22 protein-coding genes are annotated in these 19,880 nt (G+C 32.3%); 16 read left to right on the top strand and 6 right to left on the bottom strand.

The genetic code is table 11. From position 1 onward, the window contains the following. Nucleotides 1-255 precede the first annotated feature (255 nt). Nucleotides 256-849 (bottom strand): YigZ family protein, encoded by a 594-nt coding sequence (locus tag HMPREF9943_RS06345; RefSeq protein ID WP_004803204.1) that lies wholly within the window; start codon nt 847-849, stop codon nt 256-258. 113 nt (nt 850-962) lie between these two features. Here HMPREF9943_RS06345 and HMPREF9943_RS06350 point away from each other — a divergent pair, with 113 nt between their 5' ends. The 3 genes from HMPREF9943_RS06350 to HMPREF9943_RS06360 all read left to right on the top strand — a co-directional run bounded on the left by HMPREF9943_RS06350 (nt 963) and on the right by HMPREF9943_RS06360 (nt 3,506). Next, nucleotides 963-1,823, top strand: coding sequence for a DegV family protein (locus tag HMPREF9943_RS06350; RefSeq protein WP_004803205.1), 861 nt, complete (start codon nt 963-965; stop codon nt 1,821-1,823). 125 nt (nt 1,824-1,948) lie between these two features. Beyond that, nucleotides 1,949-2,536, top strand: a complete 588-nt coding sequence (locus tag HMPREF9943_RS06355) for a hypothetical protein (protein WP_004803206.1) — start codon at nt 1,949-1,951, stop codon at nt 2,534-2,536. A 7-nt stretch (nt 2,537-2,543) separates the two neighbouring features. After that, nucleotides 2,544-3,506: a helix-turn-helix transcriptional regulator gene (locus tag HMPREF9943_RS06360; RefSeq protein WP_004803207.1), complete on the top strand. Its 963-nt coding sequence runs from the start codon at nt 2,544-2,546 to the stop codon at nt 3,504-3,506. Between the two features lie 110 nt (nt 3,507-3,616). Here the strand turns inward: HMPREF9943_RS06360 and asd are convergent, their stop codons facing one another. From asd to HMPREF9943_RS06375, 3 genes are all read right to left on the bottom strand, one after another. Continuing rightward, a complete protein-coding gene (gene asd / locus HMPREF9943_RS06365; RefSeq protein WP_004803208.1) occupies nt 3,617-4,714 on the bottom strand; it encodes an aspartate-semialdehyde dehydrogenase in 1,098 nt (365 codons plus the stop codon). A gap of 9 nt (nt 4,715-4,723) precedes the next feature. Next, complete coding sequence (locus HMPREF9943_RS06370) at nt 4,724-5,878, bottom strand: homoserine dehydrogenase (protein ID WP_004803209.1); 1,155 nt, start codon at nt 5,876-5,878, stop codon at nt 4,724-4,726. Nucleotides 5,879-5,946: 68 nt separating this feature from the next. Further along, nucleotides 5,947-6,690, bottom strand: coding sequence for an HAD-IIB family hydrolase (locus HMPREF9943_RS06375; protein ID WP_004803210.1), 744 nt, complete (start codon nt 6,688-6,690; stop codon nt 5,947-5,949). Nucleotides 6,691-6,867: 177 nt separating this feature from the next. On the opposite strand from HMPREF9943_RS06375, the gene HMPREF9943_RS06380 reads away from it, so the two are divergent. Genes HMPREF9943_RS06380 through HMPREF9943_RS06425 form a run of 10 tightly spaced genes read left to right on the top strand, consistent with a single transcriptional unit; the run spans nt 6,868 to nt 15,909 of the window. After that, the gene (locus HMPREF9943_RS06380; protein WP_004803211.1) at nt 6,868-7,176 is read left to right on the top strand and encodes a hypothetical protein; all 309 of its coding nucleotides are present in this window, start codon (nt 6,868-6,870) and stop codon (nt 7,174-7,176) included. Between the two features lies 1 nt (nt 7,177). Beyond that, on the top strand, nt 7,178-8,203 hold the full coding sequence (locus tag HMPREF9943_RS06385; protein WP_004803212.1) for a V0D/AC39 family V-type ATPase subunit: 1,026 nt from the start codon (nt 7,178-7,180) through the stop codon (nt 8,201-8,203). 13 nt (nt 8,204-8,216) lie between these two features. After that, nucleotides 8,217-10,130 carry a V-type ATP synthase subunit I gene (locus HMPREF9943_RS06390; protein ID WP_004803213.1) on the top strand — a complete coding sequence of 638 codons (1,914 nt, stop codon included), beginning with the start codon at nt 8,217-8,219 and terminating at the stop codon, nt 10,128-10,130. A gap of 10 nt (nt 10,131-10,140) precedes the next feature. After that, nucleotides 10,141-10,563: an ATP synthase subunit C gene (locus HMPREF9943_RS06395; protein WP_004803214.1), complete on the top strand. Its 423-nt coding sequence runs from the start codon at nt 10,141-10,143 to the stop codon at nt 10,561-10,563. A gap of 9 nt (nt 10,564-10,572) precedes the next feature. Beyond that, nucleotides 10,573-10,881 carry a V-type ATP synthase subunit F gene (locus HMPREF9943_RS06400; RefSeq protein WP_004803215.1) on the top strand — a complete coding sequence of 103 codons (309 nt, stop codon included), beginning with the start codon at nt 10,573-10,575 and terminating at the stop codon, nt 10,879-10,881. Between the two features lie 9 nt (nt 10,882-10,890). Then, nucleotides 10,891-11,481 (top strand): V-type ATP synthase subunit E, encoded by a 591-nt coding sequence (locus HMPREF9943_RS06405; protein ID WP_004803216.1) that lies wholly within the window; start codon nt 10,891-10,893, stop codon nt 11,479-11,481. 11 nt (nt 11,482-11,492) lie between these two features. Beyond that, nucleotides 11,493-13,238, top strand: coding sequence for a V-type ATP synthase subunit A (locus tag HMPREF9943_RS06410; RefSeq protein WP_004803217.1), 1,746 nt, complete (start codon nt 11,493-11,495; stop codon nt 13,236-13,238). Between the two features lie 10 nt (nt 13,239-13,248). Continuing rightward, a complete protein-coding gene (locus HMPREF9943_RS06415) occupies nt 13,249-14,688 on the top strand; it encodes a V-type ATP synthase subunit B (RefSeq protein WP_004803218.1) in 1,440 nt (479 codons plus the stop codon). Then, nucleotides 14,688-15,302 carry a V-type ATP synthase subunit D gene (locus tag HMPREF9943_RS06420; RefSeq protein WP_004803219.1) on the top strand — a complete coding sequence of 205 codons (615 nt, stop codon included), beginning with the start codon at nt 14,688-14,690 and terminating at the stop codon, nt 15,300-15,302. Before HMPREF9943_RS06415 ends, HMPREF9943_RS06420 begins: the two co-directional genes overlap by 1 nt. 34 nt (nt 15,303-15,336) lie before the next feature. Further along, nucleotides 15,337-15,909: a uracil-DNA glycosylase family protein gene (locus HMPREF9943_RS06425; RefSeq protein ID WP_004803220.1), complete on the top strand. Its 573-nt coding sequence runs from the start codon at nt 15,337-15,339 to the stop codon at nt 15,907-15,909. Between the two features lie 2 nt (nt 15,910-15,911). On the opposite strand, the gene HMPREF9943_RS06430 is transcribed toward HMPREF9943_RS06425, so the two are convergent. Continuing rightward, nucleotides 15,912-17,108, bottom strand: a complete 1,197-nt coding sequence (locus tag HMPREF9943_RS06430) for an OFA family MFS transporter (RefSeq protein WP_004803221.1) — start codon at nt 17,106-17,108, stop codon at nt 15,912-15,914. 104 nt (nt 17,109-17,212) lie between these two features. On the opposite strand from HMPREF9943_RS06430, the gene HMPREF9943_RS06435 reads away from it, so the two are divergent. Continuing rightward, the gene (locus HMPREF9943_RS06435) at nt 17,213-17,776 is read left to right on the top strand and encodes a GNAT family N-acetyltransferase (protein ID WP_004803222.1); all 564 of its coding nucleotides are present in this window, start codon (nt 17,213-17,215) and stop codon (nt 17,774-17,776) included. Here the strand turns inward: HMPREF9943_RS06435 and HMPREF9943_RS10375 are convergent. Continuing rightward, nucleotides 17,760-18,230 carry a methylated-DNA--[protein]-cysteine S-methyltransferase gene (locus HMPREF9943_RS10375; protein ID WP_004803223.1) on the bottom strand — a complete coding sequence of 157 codons (471 nt, stop codon included), beginning with the start codon at nt 18,228-18,230 and terminating at the stop codon, nt 17,760-17,762. The two genes, HMPREF9943_RS06435 and HMPREF9943_RS10375, sit on opposite strands and share 17 nt — an antisense overlap. An 84-nt stretch (nt 18,231-18,314) precedes the next feature. Between HMPREF9943_RS10375 and HMPREF9943_RS06445 the strand changes: the two genes are divergently transcribed. Both HMPREF9943_RS06445 and aroD read left to right on the top strand, forming a co-directional pair. Continuing rightward, nucleotides 18,315-18,992, top strand: a complete 678-nt coding sequence (locus tag HMPREF9943_RS06445) for an alpha/beta fold hydrolase (protein ID WP_004803224.1) — start codon at nt 18,315-18,317, stop codon at nt 18,990-18,992. Beyond that, a complete protein-coding gene (gene aroD / locus HMPREF9943_RS06450; protein WP_004803225.1) occupies nt 18,973-19,719 on the top strand; it encodes a type I 3-dehydroquinate dehydratase in 747 nt (248 codons plus the stop codon). The genes HMPREF9943_RS06445 and aroD overlap by 20 nt, the downstream gene beginning before the upstream one ends. Nucleotides 19,720-19,880 lie beyond the last annotated feature (161 nt).

The following is a 19,880-nucleotide window of genomic DNA, read 5'->3' on the forward strand; positions in this document are numbered from 1 at the left end:
CCTGAAAAACCAACACCAGATAAACCTGAAACAGGTGATAACAGCAATATTATGCTCTATACACTTATGCTTCTCACATCCGGTGGGGTATTTGGAGCTATTGAATTTATAAGGATGAGAAGAAGATTGAGAGAAAATTAATACTAATCCTTTAGGTTCAGATGTAGTTTCTATATAAAAATTAAGGAAGATTCTTAAGAATCTTCCTTTTTTAATGCTATATCATGTAAATAAAAACAGAGATAAATATCTCTGTTAGTACTTTTCTATATAATCTTCACCAATGATCTTGTAACTGTATTGATTAGAAGTCAGATCTTTAATCTGATCTAAGAAAGAAGGATTCTTTAAATAAATCTGATAATGAACATGAGTATCATAAGAGATAGAGAGTAAAGGAAGATTGGCAGTATGGATCATATACTCAATTTTTTTAGAAAAATGGTAATCAGTATTAATCTGATAGAGTTTTACCAATTCTTTTTCAACAATCTCCGCTTTTTTTAATGCATCAGCAACACTATTTGTGTAAGCTCTGGTTAGTCCTCCTGCTCCTAACTTAATACCGCCAAAATACCTGGTCACTATTACTAGAATATTTGTCAGTTCCTGTCTTTTTAAAACATTTAGCATAGGTAATCCTGCTGTACCGCTTGGCTCTCCATCATCATCAGCTTTTTCATGAGTACCTATAATATAAGCTTTGCAGTTATGTGAGGCATCATTTTTAGAATACTTATTAATAAGATGTTCTATATCTTCTAAATGATTACAAGGGATAAGATGGGTTATAAATTCGGATTTTTTAATAGTCCGGCTGTATCTGGTATAATTTTTAACTGATTTCATTATGAGATTCCTTTCATATATTATTTTACATGCTTTAAAAAATCTCACAATGAAAAATTTGTAAATATGAATAAATTGTCCTATAATAAGGCAAAGGGAGGAAAAAGGTTAATATGAATAAGATAGCTATATTTACAGATAGTGGATGTCAGATCGAAATCAGAGATGAACATGAAGGAATATATATAGCTCCACTATCTATAACAATGCGTGGTCATGCATATTTAGATCAGATTGAAACCACAAGTCTTAATGTATTTGAAGAGATGGAAAAAGAAGACCAGATTGTATTAACGTCACAGCCTCCTTTAGGAGAAATGATCTCTGTATTACAGGATATTAAGAGAGATGGATATCATGAAGTGATAGGTATTAGTATTGCCTCAGGCTTATCATCTACAATTGCTTCAATGAAAGCTGCTGCTAGAGAAACCGGATTGCCAATCACATTAATTGATTCTCATGCAACCGCAAGAATACAGAGAGTCTTAGTAGAAACTGCTAAAAAACTAATAGAACAGAATAAAACTGCTCAAGAAATAAAAGAAATTTTAGATCAAATGGTTCAATCATCAGGTACTATTATTATGGTTCCTAATCTTGAACATTTAAGAAAAGGCGGACGTATTACTCCGGCTGTTGCTATGCTGGCAGGACTATTAAAGATTATTCCGGTGATGGAATTAAATCATGAACTGGGAGGCAAGATCGATACATTATGTAAGGTACGTACAATGAAAAAAGCTATTAAAGTACCTATTGATCGAATGATAGAGTTAGGAGTAAACAATCAAGACTATAAATTTGCGATTGAACATGTTCTTGCGAATGAGACAGCTTTAACTATGAAAGACTATTTAGAATCACAACTGGGAGAATGTGATGTTATTGTAAGAGAATTGCCTGCTGTTGTTGGTGCTCATATGGGTATTGGTGGAGTTGGTGTTCAATTTATAAAAGATTATCAGGAATAGATGGATTTTCCATCTATTTTTTGTTATTGTATAGATAGTCCTTTATTTAGGTCTTAGTCATGGTTAAAATACGACATTATCTGTTGTTTTCTGATATTCTTATATCAGAAAAGGAGAGATGATATATGTTAAAAAACTATTTAAACTTAATGTTTATTAATTTAGAGGATGCTAAGGATTATATCTACAGTATTGATAAAGAAGGTTATAATAAAAAACTTGAGCAGTGCTTTACTATGAAGCAGTTAAAGCTTATGATTCAAAAAAAGCATCAGCATTATCTTAATCTGGGCATAAAGCATCTCTATAGTACAGATAATTTTGATGACTTGGAAAATGATTTAATCATGATGAATTATTTCTTTTCACAGGAAAGAGAATTTGACTATATTAAAATTCATCTGAAAGACGAATTATTAAAAATTGAGGATAAAATCAATTTATATAGAATATTAAGACATCTAGTGAACATTGATACAAAAACAATTATTGAGACCCTTTATCATAAAAGCTACATTAATGAAGAACAGGCAGCTTATTTTTCACTTATTGAAAATCAAATAGAAAAAGCTTATTATTATCTCTATGCAATGAATGATCAGCCGCATGATAAAGTTTTAGATTTATATTCTTCTTATGATTTAATTGGGACTTATAAATTATTAAGACATTATCATCAGAATCATAAAATGTATGAGGTATCTTATAGTTAGGAGAAATATGGGAAATAAAATCTATTATTTATTAAAAATACTGATAGAACATCATCATTTAACATCTTATCAGATTATTCAGATTTTAGAGTCTGATTATTCACTTACAAGCAATAAAAAAGAAATCATCAAACTCGTTAAGATTATTAATGATTTCTTTTTGTTGCTTATGCAAAAGAAATATATTCTTTCTAAAAAAAGCTATGGGTATTATGTTATAGAAGGATTTTTTGAAGATGGACAGATACAACTGTTATTGGATTCAGTTATCTTTAATAAAGATGCATCTTATCAGGATAAGAAATTATTAATAGATAAGATAAGACAGTTATCATCTCTGATTCAGCTTAATAGATTAACTGTGAATCATGTCGAATCATCACAGAATCATTCTCTGTTATTAAATTTATCTAATATTATTCATGCAATTGATCAGAATAAGAATATTTCTTTTAAATATGTTGATTATAAGATAGAAAATCATCATCCTATAGAAGTATCCTCTAAGGATTATTTGGTATCTCCTTATAAGATTATCATTGATAATAATCATTATTATCTGATTGGTTACTACCATAAGAGAAAAGATATGCTTTCCACTTATCGTATTGATCGTATGAGAAGAGTAATGAGCGCTTCCAGAAGTCATTATATAGATATTACTGAACAGTATGATTTAGATGAATATATTAAGTCTTTTAATATGTTTATTAATGGGAAAGAAACAGACTTTGTTTTCATTTTTCATGAATCTCTTATGAGAGAAACTGTTTCCAGATTTGGTGAGAGTATTAATCTGACTAAGTTAAAAGATCATTATTATAAAGCAATAGTATCTGATTTAAAAATAACTGCGGGATTAAAGTTTTGGGCTATGATGATGGGCAGTAAATTACAGGTTATTGCTCCTGATAGTTTAAGAGAAGATATTGTTAGAGAATTAAAGGAGAGTATTGCTCACTATGAATAATTCATAAATGATTATACTTACATCATATGAATGAAATTATAAAAACTGATAAATGTGATTGGGAGAATCACATAAAAAGGATTAAGTCCTGTCTTACAGGATTTAATCCTTTATTTCTCTTTTAAGAATCCTTTAGCTTTAAGCAGTTCAGCACATAAGAGTGCACCGCCGGCAGCTCCTCTGATAGTGTTATGAGAAAGACCTATGAACTTCCAATCATAAATTTTATCTTGTCTGAGTCTTCCTACAGAAATACCAAATCCATTTTCATAATTGACATCTAAAGATACCTGTGGTCTGTTGTCTTCTTCCAGATATTGAATAAACTGTTTAGGGGCATGAGGAAGATGTAAGTCCTGTGGTGTACCTTTAAAGTTGATTAGTTTCTCTATTAATTCTTGTTTTGATGGATTCTTTCTAAACTTAACAAATACGGCAGCTGTGTGTCCATAGAGAACAGGAACTCTGATACATTGAGAAGTAATAGTAATTGTTTTTTCATCTAAAGGAACAATGACTTTTTTCTGATGGTCAATATGACCCCAAATTCTTAGCGGTTCTTGCTCAGATTTCTCTTCTTCACCGCCAATAAATGGAATAATATTATTATTCATTTCAGGCCAGTCTTTAAAGTTTTTGCCTGCTCCGCTAATAGCCTGATAGGTTGTTACAACAACTTCATAGGGTTCAAATTCTTTCCATGCGGTGAGGACCGGTGTATAAGATTGAATAGAACAATTAGGCTTTACAGCAATAAAACCGTTTTTTGTCTGTAATCTTTCTTTCTGGTATTGAATGATATCTGTAGCATAATCATTAATTTCAGGAATAATCATTGGTACATCAGGTGTCCAGCGATGAGCACTATTATTTGATATAACAGGTGTTTCAGCCTTTGCATAAGCTTCTTCAATAGCCATGATTTCATCTTTACTCATATCAACAGCGGAAAAGACAAAGTCTACCTGAGAAGCCATTGTATCTATATCATTCACATCTAATAAGACAAGATTTTTAACTGCTTCAGGAATAGACATATCCATTTTCCATCTCCCTTTAACAGCTTCATTATATGTCTTACCGGCATTTTTAGGACTGGCAGCAATAGCCTTTATTTCAAAATAGGGATGATTCTCTAAGAGAACAATAAATCTCTGACCGACCATTCCTGTTGCTCCAAGAATACCTACTTTTAGTTTTCTATTCATAATAGCCTCCTAGCTTCTTACTTTGAAATATTGATATTCCGTATCTTTTAATAATTCTTTTAGCTCTTTAAGATCATATTCTTCTGTAATATAGATATGCTCTTTTTCTATAACTAAATAGGACTCATATCTAATATTAAGCATTTGATTGGTGCGAATATAATACTGAGATCTTGTGATTGGCTTAATCTTATCAGTAACAGGATAATCATGTGACCATATTTCTTTATTATGAGTTTTTATAATATCACTTACAACAGCACTTGCGGTTACATAGCGTCCTGCACCTTTACCATAATAAAGAACATTTTCTAAATAATCAGTTGTGATTTCAACAACATTATAAGCCCCCATAACATTTCCAACAATATCAGTTAAGGGAATAAGAGTAGGTGAAACATCAATGCCAATACTATCTTCATATAATTCACTTTTAGCAATCAGCTTAATGCGATAGCCAAGCTTTTTAGCATAATCCATATCTTTTTTAGTAACAGAACGGATACCTCTTGTTGTAATCAGATCAAAGTCAAAATGCTTATGATAAGCATTCATTGCTAATATCTTAATCTTATGGGCTGCATCAATGCCATCCAGATCCAATGAAGCATTGGCTTCTACAAAACCTAAATCATTAGCGATTTTTAAAGCTTCATCAAAATCAAGATTATCTGTTTCCATTAAAGAAAGAATAAAGTTTGTTGTTCCATTAAGAATACCCTCTATTTTACTGATATTATTTGCAATCAGATCTTCTTTTTCACTGACTACAACAGGTATTCCTCCGCCGACACTGGCTTCATAAAAAATATGAACACCATTCTCATAAGCTGTTTCAAATATTTCTTTTCCTTCATGAGCAAGTAAAGCTTTATTTGCAGTCACAACATGCTTTTTATTATTTAAAGCTTCTAGAATAATAGATTTTGCGATTGTTGTTCCGCCTATCAGCTCCACAACAACATTAACTTCAGGATCATTGATAACTTGATGATAATCAGCAGTGTAGATAATATCCGGACTAAGACTCACTTTTTCTAAGGCACAGCCATATTTGACTCTGACTTCTTCATTTATTGTTTTTTCTAATCTTGTCTTTTCTTTTGTTAAGATATCGGCTACTCCAAATCCGACTGTTCCCAGCCCTATTATACCAATAACCATACGAGTCCTCCTATTCTATGATACTTAAACTTATCATGTGTCAATTATTTTGTCAATTCATTAAGAAATCACTGTAATATATCATTAATACATTCATTAACTGAATGGATAATCATATCAGCTTTCTTCTTTAATTCCTTAGGAGAATAATTAAAACAATAAGCCATTGAAGCGGCATCAAGCATTGTTATATCATTCCAGCTATCACCAATCGCAATAGTTTTTTGACTCATATAGTATTTTTCCATAAATTTTAAACCATTGCCCTTAGAACAGTTTACAGGAGCAACATCAACATGCTCATTATTTTGAAAAGCAATCATATAATCTTGATAGTAAGTATTAATATAATCGCAGCATAATTTAGCTTCTTTAAGTTCAGAAGATTTAAAATGAAAATTAAAATCAGTGACTTCTTCAATCTTCAGATCATTTAAAGAATCAATTTTTGTACCCATATCCGGAGGAAGTTTTTTATTTGTTCCACAGACATATACCTTATTATCAGAAGAAATAGAAATCCAAGCATTTATTTTCTGATTAATTTCCTTAACAAAATGATAAGGAATTGTTTTTTCAAAAATAATATGCTGATGCTTATCTAGAATCATAGCTCCTGAACAGGTAATATAGAAGTCATAGGAAATATCATAGCCAATACTTGGTATTGTAATGCCATTAAGCTGTCGTCCGGTACAGACTCCAAACTTATGTCCGGTATTCTGAAATCTTTTAATAGCTTCCAGATCTTCTTGATGAAATGAGCCATTAAAATATAGGGTATTGTCAAAATCACTTGCAAGTAAATACATAATAATCCTCCATTACTTATTTATTATAGGACAAACTCTGTTAATATTATAGTCTAATTGATATAATAATCATATAAATCAAGTATATTAAAGAAAATCAAGGGGATAAGCGGTTTCAAATGCTTGAATTTTAATAAAATAAGAGTAGTATTGACTCTTAGATAAGGGGTGAATGATATGGATAAACTCATTAACGATATTATCTCTTTAGATCATCAGTGCAGTCAGGCAGTTGAAGAGGCTAAAAAGCAGAAAGCTGAATCAAAGGCTAATATGAATAAGCGAAAGAAAGAAATCTATAATGAATTTGTAGCTGAATATCAAAAGAGACTGGATAAAAAGAAAGCGGAGCTAGAAGCATCTATTGCTTCTACAAAAGCAAAAAATGAAGAAACTTATAAAGAACAGCTAAATAGTCTTTCTATATATTATAATGAGCATAAAAATGAGTGGATTAAGACTATGGTAGAAAGATGTAAGCAGTAAGATGGGACTTTCAGATAAAGCCATACTCGCAAAAGCAAGAGCTATGTATGGTCATCATTTAGATGGTGCAGATTATAATCAGCTTTTGGAAAGAAGAAGCATCGCTGATGTTGTGGCATATTTAAGATCTGATACAGATTATGCAAAAGTATTTGAGGGAATCAGAGAAGATATTCATCGTGGACGATTAGAGGCTATTTTAAATGAGGAATCTTTTTTTAGAGTTAGTCGGATGATTCGTTATGCTCCTAAAAAAGAACAGTCTTTTTATTCTTTAGGTATTACTAAGAATGAAATAGAGATTATTCTTCATCGTATTAGAAGCTTAATGAATAATCGATTAGATGACTTTCATCTTTCTTTTCCGGGATACTTAAAGAAATATGCTTCGTTTCCGGTAGAAAGATTATTAGAAGTAAGAAGTCTTGAAGATCTTTATTATTTATTAGAAAAGACACGGTATCAGAGTGTTTTAAAGATGGTCTGTATGCAAAAAAGTTTTAACATGAATACTCTTGAATTAGAGCTTAAACGGGCTTTTTATGATACTTATATAGAAACTATTAATCATCTCTACAAGGGTAAACAGAGAGCTGAATTACTAACAATGATAGAAACACAGCTGGAGCTGGAGAATATTACTAAGATCTATCGCTTGAAGAAATATTTTCAGACAAATGATCAGGATATTAAGAGTGTTCTTTTATTAGATCATTCGAGAATGAGCAAGAAGATGATAAATGATTTAATCAGTAGTAAAGATGCTGATGAATTATTGGTAAAGCTTGCTAAGTCGCCTTATAAGCTTTATGTTGATGATAATGAATATGTTTATATTGAGTACTATACACAGAAGATTGTTTATAATCTTGCCAGAAGGCATATGAGATTTTCTTCTCAGTCACCGCTTGTTTATATGACTTATGTTTTTATTCATGCTATGGAAACAGAAAATTTAAAGCATATTATTGAAGGACTTAGATATGGAGAAAGTCCTGATGAAATAAGAAAATTATTAATCTATTAGGAAGGAGAGACACATGTCAATCGCAAAACTAGAGCTTTTAGAAATAGAGTTTCCTGTTGAAAGTGCAGATACTATTTTATCGAAGCTTATTAAAAGTGAAATATTTCATCCAGAACCGGCATCAAAGTTTTCTGATAGTGTTAAGGATGTTAAGGTATTAAGCACCAGTAATCCTTATCATGAATTGATTGTTAAATTAGAAGATGCCGCAAAGAAGTATCATATCAGTTTTAATAAAGATGCTATTGCTGATAAGGATATGGATGTTAGCAGTGCTGCTGATTTTTATGAACAATTCAGTACACGAATAGAAACAATTAATGATACTAGAGAAAAACTTTCTGAAATGATTGAAGAGAATAAAGAAACTATTAAGAATATCAGTTATATGAAAGGTTCTGATATTAATTTTGATCAGCTTTTCACTACTAAATATCTTCAGGTGAGATTCGGCAGGTTGCCGCAGGCTAATTTAAGTAAACTGGAATATTATAAATCACAGGAGTTCTTATATAGAGTTTTTTCTGAAGGTAGTGAAGATGCTTATATTTTATATGTAACAAGCCGTATCAAAGCCCCTGAAATTGATAATATTTTTTCTTCATTATTCTTTGAACGTATTCGTGTTCCTGAGTTTGTTCATGGTACAGTTGAAGATGCTATTGAAGAACTGAATAAAGAAAACCGGACAGGTATTGATTATATAGGTGTATTAAATCAAAGAAGTAGAGATCATATTAATCAGAATATTGCAGAATTATCAATTATTTATAATACTTGTCAGATTCTGGATGATATTACAGAAGCTAAGAAATATGTAGTTGTTTTTGGCAAGAGTGCTGCTGTCTATGGTTTTGCTGAAGTAGCCGATGCTACAAAAATAAAGAATGAGTTTGAACAGATGAATATGGTTCATGTAGATTTAACACCGCCGCAAGGTGATTATCGCTTAAAGCCTCCATCTCAATTAAAGAATAACTGGTTTTCAAAACCTTTTGGTATGTTTGTAGAGATGTATGGTGTTCCTGCTTATACTGATATGGATCCTACAAATTTTGTTGCGATTACCTACTGTCTTTTATTTGGTATTATGTTTGGCGATGCAGGACAGGGACTGGTTCTGATTATCGTTGGGTTCTTAGCTAGTCATTTTAAACAGATGAAGCTGGGAGAAATTGGTATGAGAATTGGTATATTCTCAATAATCTTTGGCATATTCTTTGGTTCAGTATTTGGCAGTGAAAAGATTTTAGTGCCATTTTTTACACCAATGGATGCTAAAAATACTATGACATTGCTAGGGACAGCTATTGGGATTGGAGCAGTTCTGATTATTGTCTCAATTATCTTCAATACTTATACAAATATAAAAAAGAAGAATATTGGTGAATATGCTTTTTCACAGAATGGCTTATCAGGATTAGTTTTTTATGTCTGTATCCTTTTATTTGTGATGAATGCTTTATTAGGATTGAAGCTTCATTTAGGAGTGCTGTTTGTCTTAATCGGCTTACTGCTTCCGGTAGTATTAATGTTTTTAAAAGAACCATTAACTCGTAAGATTAAAGGATATCCAATGTTTCCGGAAGGATTTGGATCATTCTTTACAGAAGGATTCTTTGAATTATTTGATGTCCTGCTTACATTTATTACTAATACTATGTCATTTTTAAGAGTAGGCGGATTTGTATTATCTCATGCCGGTATGATGCTTGTTGTTTATACTTTGGCGGAAATGGTTATTAAGCCATTAGGATTACCCGGATATTTTATAATATTAATGATAGGAAATATCTTTGTGATGGTATTGGAAGGTCTGATTGTGGGTATTCAGGTTTTAAGATTAGAGTTTTATGAAATGTTCTCTCGTTATTATGAAGGTAACGGAAGACCATTTGTAAGTATGAAAAAAAGATTAGAGAGATAGGAGAAAAATTATGTTAACATTTATTTTACCAGCAGTTGTAGTTATTGTATTTACATTACCTTTAGTAAAGGTCTTTAAGGGAAAGGTTTCTAAAGATTCTGCTAAGCATCGTTTAGCTTTACATGTTTCAGGATTCTTTGGAGCAGTTGCTTTAGTATTATTTATGTCATTATCATCATCACCGGTATTTGCCGCTGAAGCAAGTATTGCCGGTACATTAGCTCAGGGATTAGGATTTATTGCTGCTGCCCTGGCTACCGGTATGAGTGCTTTAGGTGCAGGTATTGCAGTTGCCAGTGCGGCTCCTGCTGCTATTGGGGCTTTCTCTGAAAATTCAGAGAATTTTGGGAGATCACTGATTTTTGTTGCCTTAGGTGAAGGTGTTGCTATCTATGGTTTGTTAATCTCTATTCTGATTATTAATGCATTATAGGAGACAGACATGAAGTTTTATCTCATCAGCGATAACATTGATACTTTAACCGGTTTAAGATTAGCGGGAATAGAAGGTCAGGTTGTTCATACTAGGGCAGAATTCTTAACTCTTTTAGAAGATAAGATGAAAGATGAATCACTGGCAATTATTCTAGTAACTACCAAGCTGATTGAATTAGCGCCTAATGTTATTTCTGAAATTAAATTAAAACAGCCTAAGCCATTAATCACTGAAATTCCTGATCGTCATGGAGAATCAAAGATTGGAGAAGCTATTGATAGATATGTTTCTCAGGCTATTGGGGTTAAGTTATAGGAGTCATATATGGATAGTGAAAAAATATTTATGACTATGAGTGAAGAAATTAAAAATGAATCTCAGCAGACAATTAATGATATTTTAGCAGAAGTAAAAAGTATTGAGGATCAGGCAATGGCTTCTATTAAAATGGAAGCTAAGAAGAATGCGGATATGCGCTTGAAACAGGAGCTTGATGATATTCATTCACAGGCTGCTTCTGAGATTTCTGAACTTAATAGTCAAAGAATGAAGAAATTAATTAGAAAAAGAGATGAATATGTGGAAAGTATTTTTGCTGAAGTATTAAAAGAATTAAAATTATTTACAGAGAGTAAAGATTATCGAGCATATTTAGAAAATAAAGCGAAACAAGCCGGTAAATCTCAATTTATGAATGCAGTTATTTATGTTAGGGAAGAAGATTTGCAGTATACTGATCTTATTAAGAAGGCATATGGTCGTAATGTGCTACTGCAATCAAGTGAGAATATTCATATTGGCGGAATGATTATAGAAGATCAGCAGTCTGATTTAGTTCTTGATGAAACATTAGAATTTGCTTTAAAAACGCAGAAAGAATGGTTTAACAAGAATTCCGGACTGGTGATTAGATAGGGGGATAAGATATGAATGATGTTGTTTATTCAATCAATGGACCCGTTGTAAAAGTAAGAGATACAGATGCATTTTCAATGATGGAAATGGTCTATGTAGGAAATACACGATTGATGGGTGAGGTTATTTCAGTCAATGCTCATGAAACAACAATACAGGTTTATGAGTCAACAACAGGATTAAAGCCGGGAGAACCTGTTTATTCAACCGGACATCCTATTTCACTCACCTTAGGTCCCGGTATCTTAAGAAATATCTTTGATGGTGTAGAAAGACCCTTAAAGTCTATCGCAAAAGAGAGTGGAGATTTTATTCCTACCGGCAGTCATGTAGATTCTTTAGATAAAGAGAAATTGTGGGATGTGACAATTACTGTTAAGCCCGGTGATTATTTAAAGGGTGGAGATATTTATGCAACTGTTCCGGAAACCGGTTTGATTACTCATAAATGTATGGTTCCTCCTTATATGAAAGGAACTGTTAAAGAAATAAAATCAAACGGTCTTTATAAGATTGATGATACAGTAGTAATACTTGAAACAATGGATGGAGATCAGGAACTATCCTTATGTCAGAAATGGCCTATTAAAAATGCCAGACCGGTTAATAAAAGACTTCCTATTTCAATGCCTTTGGTAACAGGACAACGAGTATTAGATACTTTATTTCCGATTGCTAAGGGGGGAACAGCTGCTATTCCCGGCGGTTTTGGAACAGGCAAGACAATGACTCAGCATCAGATTGCAAAATGGTGTGATGCCGATATTATTATTTATATTGGATGTGGTGAAAGAGGGAATGAGATGACTCAGGTTCTGGAAGAATTTTCAGAACTGATTGATCCTAAAAGCAATAAGCCGTTAGTAGATAGAACAGTTCTTATTGCGAATACATCAAATATGCCGGTAGCAGCCAGAGAAGCTTCTATTTATACCGGTGTAACTTTAGCAGAATATTATCGTGATATGGGATATCATTGTGCTATTATGGCTGATTCTACTTCAAGATGGGCGGAAGCATTAAGAGAAATTTCAGGACGATTAGAGGAAATGCCGGCAGAAGAAGGTTTTCCGGCTTATCTTCCATCAAGACTTGCTGCTTTTTATGAGAGAGCAGGATATACTGAGAATCTTAATGATACCAAAGGATCAGTTACTATTATTGGAGCAGTTTCACCTCAAGGATCTGATTTTTCTGAACCGGTTACTCAGAATACAAAAAGATTTGTTCGTACCTTCTGGGCACTGGATAAAGCTTTAGCCTATGCCAGACATTATTTTGCGATTAACTGGACACAGTCTTATTCAGAATATATTCCTGATGTTGAAAGATGGTATATAAAGAATGTAGATCCTCAGTTTATGAATGATAGACAGGAATTATCTTCTATTCTGGCTGAAGAATCTAAGCTTATGGAAATTGTTCAATTAATGGGATCAGACGTTTTACCAGATGATCAGAAACTAATCATTGAGATTGCCAGAGTGATTAGAGTAGGATATCTTCAGCAGAATGCATTTCATAAAGATGATACTTATGTACCATTAGATAAGCAGTTTAAGATGATGGAAGTCATTCTTTATCTTTATAAGAAAGCTAATGAAGTTGTAGCAGAAGGCAAACCGATGCGTACTGTTATTGAAACAGGTATTTTTGATGAAGTAGTAAAAATGAAATATGATGTACCTAATGATCATTTAGAATTATTTAATGATTATTATACAAAGATTGATAAGATCTGTGCATCGATAGAATAGGAGGAATAATATGACTTTACAATATGTCGGATTAAATGATATTAATGGTTCATTAGTCGTATTAGACCATGTTAAAGATGCATCATACGATGAAATGGTAGAATTAACATTACAGGATGGCTCAGCACGTTCAGGTCGTATTGTAGAAATAGATGGAGAAAGAGCGGTTATTCAGGTTTTTGAAGGAACCAATACACTATCTTTAAAAAATACGAAAACACGTTTATTAGGACATCCCATGGAATTACCTGTTTCAATGGAAATATTAGGAAGAGTTTTTAATGGAGCCGGGAAGCCTATTGATGGTTTAGGAGATATTTATGCGACAGAAAGCAAAGATATTAACGGTTTGCCATTAAATCCTGTATCACGTGTTTATCCACGTAACTATATCAATACGGGTATTTCTTCTATTGATGCCTTAACAACATTAATTAGAGGGCAGAAACTGCCAATCTTTTCCGGATCGGGATTGCCTCATAATCAATTGGCTGTTCAGATTGTTAAGCAGGCACAGATTGCTGATAGTGATCAGGGCTTTGCGGTTGTTTTTGCAGCGATGGGAGTAACTCATGATGTTTCTAATTATTTTAGAAAATCATTTGAAGAAGCAGGTATTATGGATCATGTAGTCATGTTTTTAAATCTAGCAAATGATCCTATTATTGAACGTATTCTTACACCAAGATGTGCTCTAACAGCTGCTGAATATTTAGCATTCCAGCATGATATGCATGTCTTAGTTATTTATACGGATGTGACAAGCTACTGTGAAGCAGTACGTGAATTTTCATCTTCTAAAGGAGAAATCCCGGCGAGAAAAGGCTATCCCGGATATCTTTATTCAGATTTAGCATCATTATATGAAAGAGCCGGAATAGCTAAAGGAGCAAAAGGCTCTGTAACTCAGATTCCTATTCTGACAATGCCAAATAATGATATAACTCATCCGGTTCCTGATTTAACCGGATATATTACAGAAGGACAGATTACTTTAGATCCGGAATTAAGTCAGTTGGGAATTTTCCCACCGGTTAATGTGTTGCCTTCACTTTCACGATTAATGAAAGATGGTATTGGTGAAGGCTATACCAGAGGTGATCATCAGGATTTAGCTAATCAGTTATTTGCTGCTTATGCTCATGTTCAGGATGTTAAGGCTTTAACATCTGTTATTGGGGAAGATGAATTATCAGAAACGGATAAAAAGTTTATGACATTTGGACGTCTTTTTGAACAGCATTTTCTTAATCAGGGTTCTGATACTAATAGATCAATTAATGAAACACTTGATTTAGGATGGACATTATTATCTGTCTTACCGAGAAATGCATTAGATCGAGTAGATGATCAGTTATTAGATCAGTACTATGATCATCAGAAAGCAGTCAATCTGTTTGGCTTAAAAGAAGATTTTGTGATTAGAGAATTACAGGAAGCAGTGAAATAATGGCTAAACAGGTTACACCTACAAAAACAAATCTTATTGCGGCTAAAAAGTCATTAGAATTAGCAGCGATGGGATATGATCTTTTGGATAAAAAAAGAAATGTTTTAATTAAGGAAATGATGGGATTGATTGATGATGTTAAACTTATTCGTGATCAGATTACAAACTCTTATCAGAAAGCTTATAATGCATTACAGGATGCTAATATATCATTAGGTATTATTTCTGATATTGTTCAGGATGTTCCTATTGATAAGGGTATTAAAGTACGTTATCGTTCTGTTATGGGGGTAGAGTTGCCACGTATAGAATATGAAAAAGAATGCTTAGATATAGTTTATGGATTTGAAGAAGCAAATTCTAAAGTAGACTACGCTTATGTTTGCTTTAGTGAGGTAAAAGAATTAACTGTTAAGTTAGCTGAGGTAGAAAATTCAGTCTATCGATTAGCAAATGCGATTAGACAGACTCAGACTCGAGCAAATGCATTAAAGAATATCTCTATCCCAAATTTTCAGAAAACAGTGAAACTGATTTCCGAATCTTTAGAAGAAAAAGAAAGAGAATCATTCTCAACACAAAAAGTAATTAAATCACAAAAGGCACATACTTAGTTATGTGCTTTATTGCTTATCAAGGAGGAAGTTTATGACTTTAGAAGATATTATGAAGACAATTAAAGAAGATTCAAGAAATGAAGCGTATACTAAAAAAGGAATTTCTCCTATTCTTCAGATTAATGAAACAGCTGAGATTCTAATTATTGGTCAGGCACCGGGAAAAAAGACAGAAGAAGCAGGGATTCCCTTTAATGATCGATCAGGAGAAAATTTGATGAAGTGGATGGGAATTGATAAAAAAACATTTTATTCTGATAAAATAGCTATTATGCCAATGGATTTTTATTATCCGGGTAAAGCTAAAACAGGAGATTTACCGCCCAGATCATTTATTGCCAAGGAGTATCATTGTCAGTTATTGGCTTTGATGTCTCATATAAAGCTTATTATGCTAATTGGAAATTATGCTATTAAATATTATTTGAAAGATGACAGAAAAAAGAATCTGACAGAAACTGTCAGATCCTATCAGGAATATCTTCCTGAGTATTTTCCTCTTATTCATCCCAGTCCTTTAAATTTCCGATGGCATATAAGAAACCCCTGGTTTGAAAGTGAAGTTTTGCCGGAACTGCAAAAAAGAATCAGGGAAATAGTATAAGCTTATTTCATTTTTATAGAAATAAGCAGAAAATATAGAATAAAAGCTAATATCATGAAAATAGATATAATAACTGATGGTGTAATATAATCAACAGAAGCAAATCTTGCAATACCAATGACTGAAGGAATAAAAGAAGCAAGAACTGCATTAAGATTCATAATGGAGTAATTCATCGCAAAATGAAGATCACCGAATAACTTTCTGATAATAGAAGGAATATTAGATGCAGTACCGCCAAAACCAATCATCAGTAATGAATTTCCCAGAATAAATAAGACTATTGAATGAATAAATAAGCTAAAGACTATGAATAAACCGGAACTTATTAGAAATAATCCATCTAATATAACAGCTCTTTTCATCCCGATCTTATCAAAAAGAATTCCCCAAGTAATTCTTCCTGTCGCATTAAAAACAGAATTAGTAGAAATGATAATTGCTGCAAATTTAGCAGTCATTTTAAAATCTTCCTGGATCATGGGAGATGCATGATTGATTAAGGCACTGCCGGTACCGCCGGCAAATACAACAGCTAAAAATAAGAAATAGAAATGAGGTGTTTTTATCATTTCTTTTGTCTGATAGTCCTTAGAAATACCACGATTTTGATTTTTTATAGCAGGTAATGTATCTAAGTCCTGAGGTGTAGGTTTCTGAACCTGATAGCTGCCAAAAAAGATAACGATAAAAGAAACTATACCAATAATGTGAAAAGCAATTTGAACATTAAAATAACTGATCAAAAGAGTAATAATAGGTCCTAAAAGAGCACTGGATAAGGCATAACCAACTAAGAGAGTACCATTAATAGTAGCCGTCTTTTCAGGAAACCATAAAGGAATACATGAGAGCAGAGTATTATAGCTCATGCCGCATCCGATTCCGCAGCCGAAACTGTATGTAATGAGAATTAAAGGATATTGACTGGCAAAGCCGGCTAAGAAAAAGCCGCTTCCTAGAAATATTGCTGATAACTTAACAATCTTTGAGAAAGATATTTTTTCTGATAACTTTCCGGCTACAATAGCACCTATTGAAAAGAATATTAATTCTCCGGTAAAAGCTAAAGATGTCATAGAACGATTCCATCCATAGGCTTTTTCCAGTGGTACAACAAATAAGCTCCAGGCGAAGGGAAGTCCTACAAATAATAAAACAATAAATGCATTAAGTAAGTAAAGTTTTCTTTTTTTCATAATATCACCATCTTTTATTATATCTTATAGATTTATAAAAAACATATAATTTCATATTTGTAAAATAAATATGTTATAATTCTAAAAAACATAAGGAGAATAGTATGCTTAGTACAGAAAGATTAATATTAAGACCATTTAAAAAAGAAGATGCTATGAGTTTGTATGAATATGCCGGTGACTTAGATATCGGTCCTATAGCCGGCTGGCCGCCTCATCAAAGCATAGAGCAAAGTTTGGATATTATTGAAAAGGTTTTAACCGGGAAAGAATGTTATGCGATATGTGATAAATCTGATAAAGCTATCGGTTCAATTGAATTAAAATTGAATGGTTATACTGATATGACTGATAAAGAGGATGAATGTGAGTTAGGATATTGGATCGGTAAGCCTTATTGGAATAAGGGGTATGTGACTGAAGCCGCTAAAGAGCTGATTCGTCATGGATTTGAAGATTTACATATGAATATTATATGGTGCGGTTATTATGAAGGAAATATAAAATCAAAGAGAGTTCAGGAGAAACTGGGGTTTGTTTTTCATCATACTTGTAATCATGTACCTGTACCGGCAATGAATGAAGTCAGAATAGGACATACTCAATTTCTTACTAAAGAGGATTGGCTAAAGGCATATTATGATGACCTTGCTAAGATAATAGAATAATTGAATTTGCAGCTTCTAATTCTAATAGCCTCTTCTTTAATTCAAGACCATAGGCATAGCCGGTTAATGAGCCATCAGAGCCAATCACTCGATGACAGGGAATAATGATCATTATCGGATTATTGTGAACAGCACCACCTACCGCTCTTGCTGATTGAGGATGACCAATCATAGAAGCAATTTCTTGATAAGAAACAGTATGACCGTATGGAATGCTTAATAAAGCATTCCATACTTTCTTTTGAAAAGCAGTTCCTTCTAATAATAGAGGAATATCAAAGGACTTTCTTTGATGGTAAAAATATTCCTTTAATTCAGAGTAAACATGATGACTAAAATCATTAAGAATATTCTTATCATCAATATCATTAACTAGAGATAATGATATCAGTTTATCATGACAGTAACAAATTTTAAAATATTGATCTTTAAACCGGTAATAAGCATACATCATTTACATCCACCCCTTTTTCTTTATTATAAGATAGAACTTGTAAGTTGAAAATGAATAAGTTAAACTAATTGAAAGGTGATAACAATGAAAATCTATTATGAAATACATGGTGAAGGATTTCCTGTTTTCTTATTACATGGCAATCAGGAAAATAGAAAGATATATGATCAGCTGATTCATGATCTTAAGGGGTATCAGCTGATTGCGGTAGATACAAGATATCATGGTAAATCAGTGAAGGAAGGAGAATTATCTTTGCATCAGTTTGCTTTAGATATTAAAGAATTAGCTGATGAATTATCATTTGATGAATATGATATTATTGGATTCAGTGATGGAGCTAATATTGGATTAACGCTCTCGTTATTAGATCAAAGATTAAAGCATATGGTGCTTATGTCTCCTAATTCTTCTCCTAAAGGATTAAAAGGGTATATAAGATTTATGATACATTTGAATGTCTTACTCTCTATTCCTTTTACTTTTTATAATAAGAAAGCAAAAAGAATCAGAAGACTTAATCAGTTTATGTTAAAAGAGCCTCATTTTACACAAGATGAACTGGAACATATTATGATCCCTGTTTTACTATTATCAGGAGAAAGAGATATGATAAAAAAGGAAGATATAGATTATCTTTCATCTTCATTAAAATATTGTGTTTCAAAATGTTTAAACAGTACTCATTTTTTATTAGAGGATGCTTATAAGGAAGTATTGAAAGAAATTAGAGGATTTTTATATGCGTGCCATCAAAATTAAAAATATTGTTTTTGGAGAAGGAAATATTAAAATCTGTCTTCCGGTTATCCAAAGCAATAAAGAAGATATATTAAAAACAATAGATTATTATGAAACCTTAAATGGATGGGATCTTATTGAAATAAGATTAGATTATCTCAAAGCTCTTTCCGATAGTCTTTCTATTTTAAAAGATATACAGGAACATACAAATCATGTCATATTGGCTACTGTTCGTACTTGTCATGAAGGAGGAGAAGCCGATATGACAGATCAGGAATATGAGTATTTATTAAGCAATATTATTCAGAATCAGCTATGTGACATCATTGATTTAGAGATTAGTCATCATAAGCCTTCTTTAATGAGGCTGATTGAGCTTGCTCATGTTCATCATATTAAGACAATTATCAGTTCTCATAATTTCTATAAAACTCCTTCTTATAGTGAATTAGAAGAACTATTAAAAATAATGGAATTATTAGAGGGAGATATTCTTAAGCTGGCAGTGATGCCTCAATGTAAAGAAGATGTAACACGATTTATGCATTTTTCTTCAGTTATGTCTTCTAAATTAGAAAAGCCTTTAATTACTATGTCTATGGGAAGACTTGGTATGATTTCTAGAATTGCCTGTAAGATTACCGGTTCTGTTATGACTTTTGCTTCTGCGGGCAAGTCAAGTGCTCCGGGACAGATAGATCTGGAAACAGTAAAAAAGCTTTTAGATATATTCTCTGAAAAATAATTTCATAAAATCATTAATATCTGTTAACGCTTTCACAAATGTATGTTATTTTTCTTATAAAGTATTAATCAAACAAAAAAGCACGATTTCAGTATCGTGTCTTTTTTATTTGATAAAGATGTAATAGTTCCAAGCAATGATAGACTCGCAGTATTAACAAT

It is taken from the genome of Eggerthia catenaformis OT 569 = DSM 20559 (assembly GCF_000340375.1).
Taxonomy (GTDB): Bacteria; Bacillota_I; Bacilli_A; order Erysipelotrichales; family Coprobacillaceae; genus Eggerthia; species Eggerthia catenaformis.

What these genes read in the sequence shown, in the direction of transcription:
- HMPREF9943_RS06345 (WP_004803204.1), bottom strand. Translation starts at nt 849, where the DNA reads ATGAAATCAGTTAAAAATTATACCAGATACAGCCGGACTATTAAAAAA.
- HMPREF9943_RS06350 (WP_004803205.1), top strand. Translation starts at nt 963, where the DNA reads ATGAATAAGATAGCTATATTTACAGATAGTGGATGTCAGATCGAAATC.
- HMPREF9943_RS06355 (WP_004803206.1), top strand. Translation starts at nt 1,949, where the DNA reads ATGTTAAAAAACTATTTAAACTTAATGTTTATTAATTTAGAGGATGCT.
- HMPREF9943_RS06360 (WP_004803207.1), top strand. Translation starts at nt 2,544, where the DNA reads ATGGGAAATAAAATCTATTATTTATTAAAAATACTGATAGAACATCAT.
- asd (WP_004803208.1), bottom strand. Translation starts at nt 4,714, where the DNA reads ATGAATAGAAAACTAAAAGTAGGTATTCTTGGAGCAACAGGAATGGTC.
- HMPREF9943_RS06370 (WP_004803209.1), bottom strand. Translation starts at nt 5,878, where the DNA reads ATGGTTATTGGTATAATAGGGCTGGGAACAGTCGGATTTGGAGTAGCC.
- HMPREF9943_RS06375 (WP_004803210.1), bottom strand. Translation starts at nt 6,690, where the DNA reads ATGTATTTACTTGCAAGTGATTTTGACAATACCCTATATTTTAATGGC.
- HMPREF9943_RS06380 (WP_004803211.1), top strand. Translation starts at nt 6,868, where the DNA reads ATGGATAAACTCATTAACGATATTATCTCTTTAGATCATCAGTGCAGT.
- HMPREF9943_RS06385 (WP_004803212.1), top strand. Translation starts at nt 7,178, where the DNA reads ATGGGACTTTCAGATAAAGCCATACTCGCAAAAGCAAGAGCTATGTAT.
- HMPREF9943_RS06390 (WP_004803213.1), top strand. Translation starts at nt 8,217, where the DNA reads ATGTCAATCGCAAAACTAGAGCTTTTAGAAATAGAGTTTCCTGTTGAA.
- HMPREF9943_RS06395 (WP_004803214.1), top strand. Translation starts at nt 10,141, where the DNA reads ATGTTAACATTTATTTTACCAGCAGTTGTAGTTATTGTATTTACATTA.
- HMPREF9943_RS06400 (WP_004803215.1), top strand. Translation starts at nt 10,573, where the DNA reads ATGAAGTTTTATCTCATCAGCGATAACATTGATACTTTAACCGGTTTA.
- HMPREF9943_RS06405 (WP_004803216.1), top strand. Translation starts at nt 10,891, where the DNA reads ATGGATAGTGAAAAAATATTTATGACTATGAGTGAAGAAATTAAAAAT.
- HMPREF9943_RS06410 (WP_004803217.1), top strand. Translation starts at nt 11,493, where the DNA reads ATGAATGATGTTGTTTATTCAATCAATGGACCCGTTGTAAAAGTAAGA.
- HMPREF9943_RS06415 (WP_004803218.1), top strand. Translation starts at nt 13,249, where the DNA reads ATGACTTTACAATATGTCGGATTAAATGATATTAATGGTTCATTAGTC.
- HMPREF9943_RS06420 (WP_004803219.1), top strand. Translation starts at nt 14,688, where the DNA reads ATGGCTAAACAGGTTACACCTACAAAAACAAATCTTATTGCGGCTAAA.
- HMPREF9943_RS06425 (WP_004803220.1), top strand. Translation starts at nt 15,337, where the DNA reads ATGACTTTAGAAGATATTATGAAGACAATTAAAGAAGATTCAAGAAAT.
- HMPREF9943_RS06430 (WP_004803221.1), bottom strand. Translation starts at nt 17,108, where the DNA reads ATGAAAAAAAGAAAACTTTACTTACTTAATGCATTTATTGTTTTATTA.
- HMPREF9943_RS06435 (WP_004803222.1), top strand. Translation starts at nt 17,213, where the DNA reads ATGCTTAGTACAGAAAGATTAATATTAAGACCATTTAAAAAAGAAGAT.
- HMPREF9943_RS10375 (WP_004803223.1), bottom strand. Translation starts at nt 18,230, where the DNA reads ATGATGTATGCTTATTACCGGTTTAAAGATCAATATTTTAAAATTTGT.
- HMPREF9943_RS06445 (WP_004803224.1), top strand. Translation starts at nt 18,315, where the DNA reads ATGAAAATCTATTATGAAATACATGGTGAAGGATTTCCTGTTTTCTTA.
- aroD (WP_004803225.1), top strand. Translation starts at nt 18,973, where the DNA reads ATGCGTGCCATCAAAATTAAAAATATTGTTTTTGGAGAAGGAAATATT.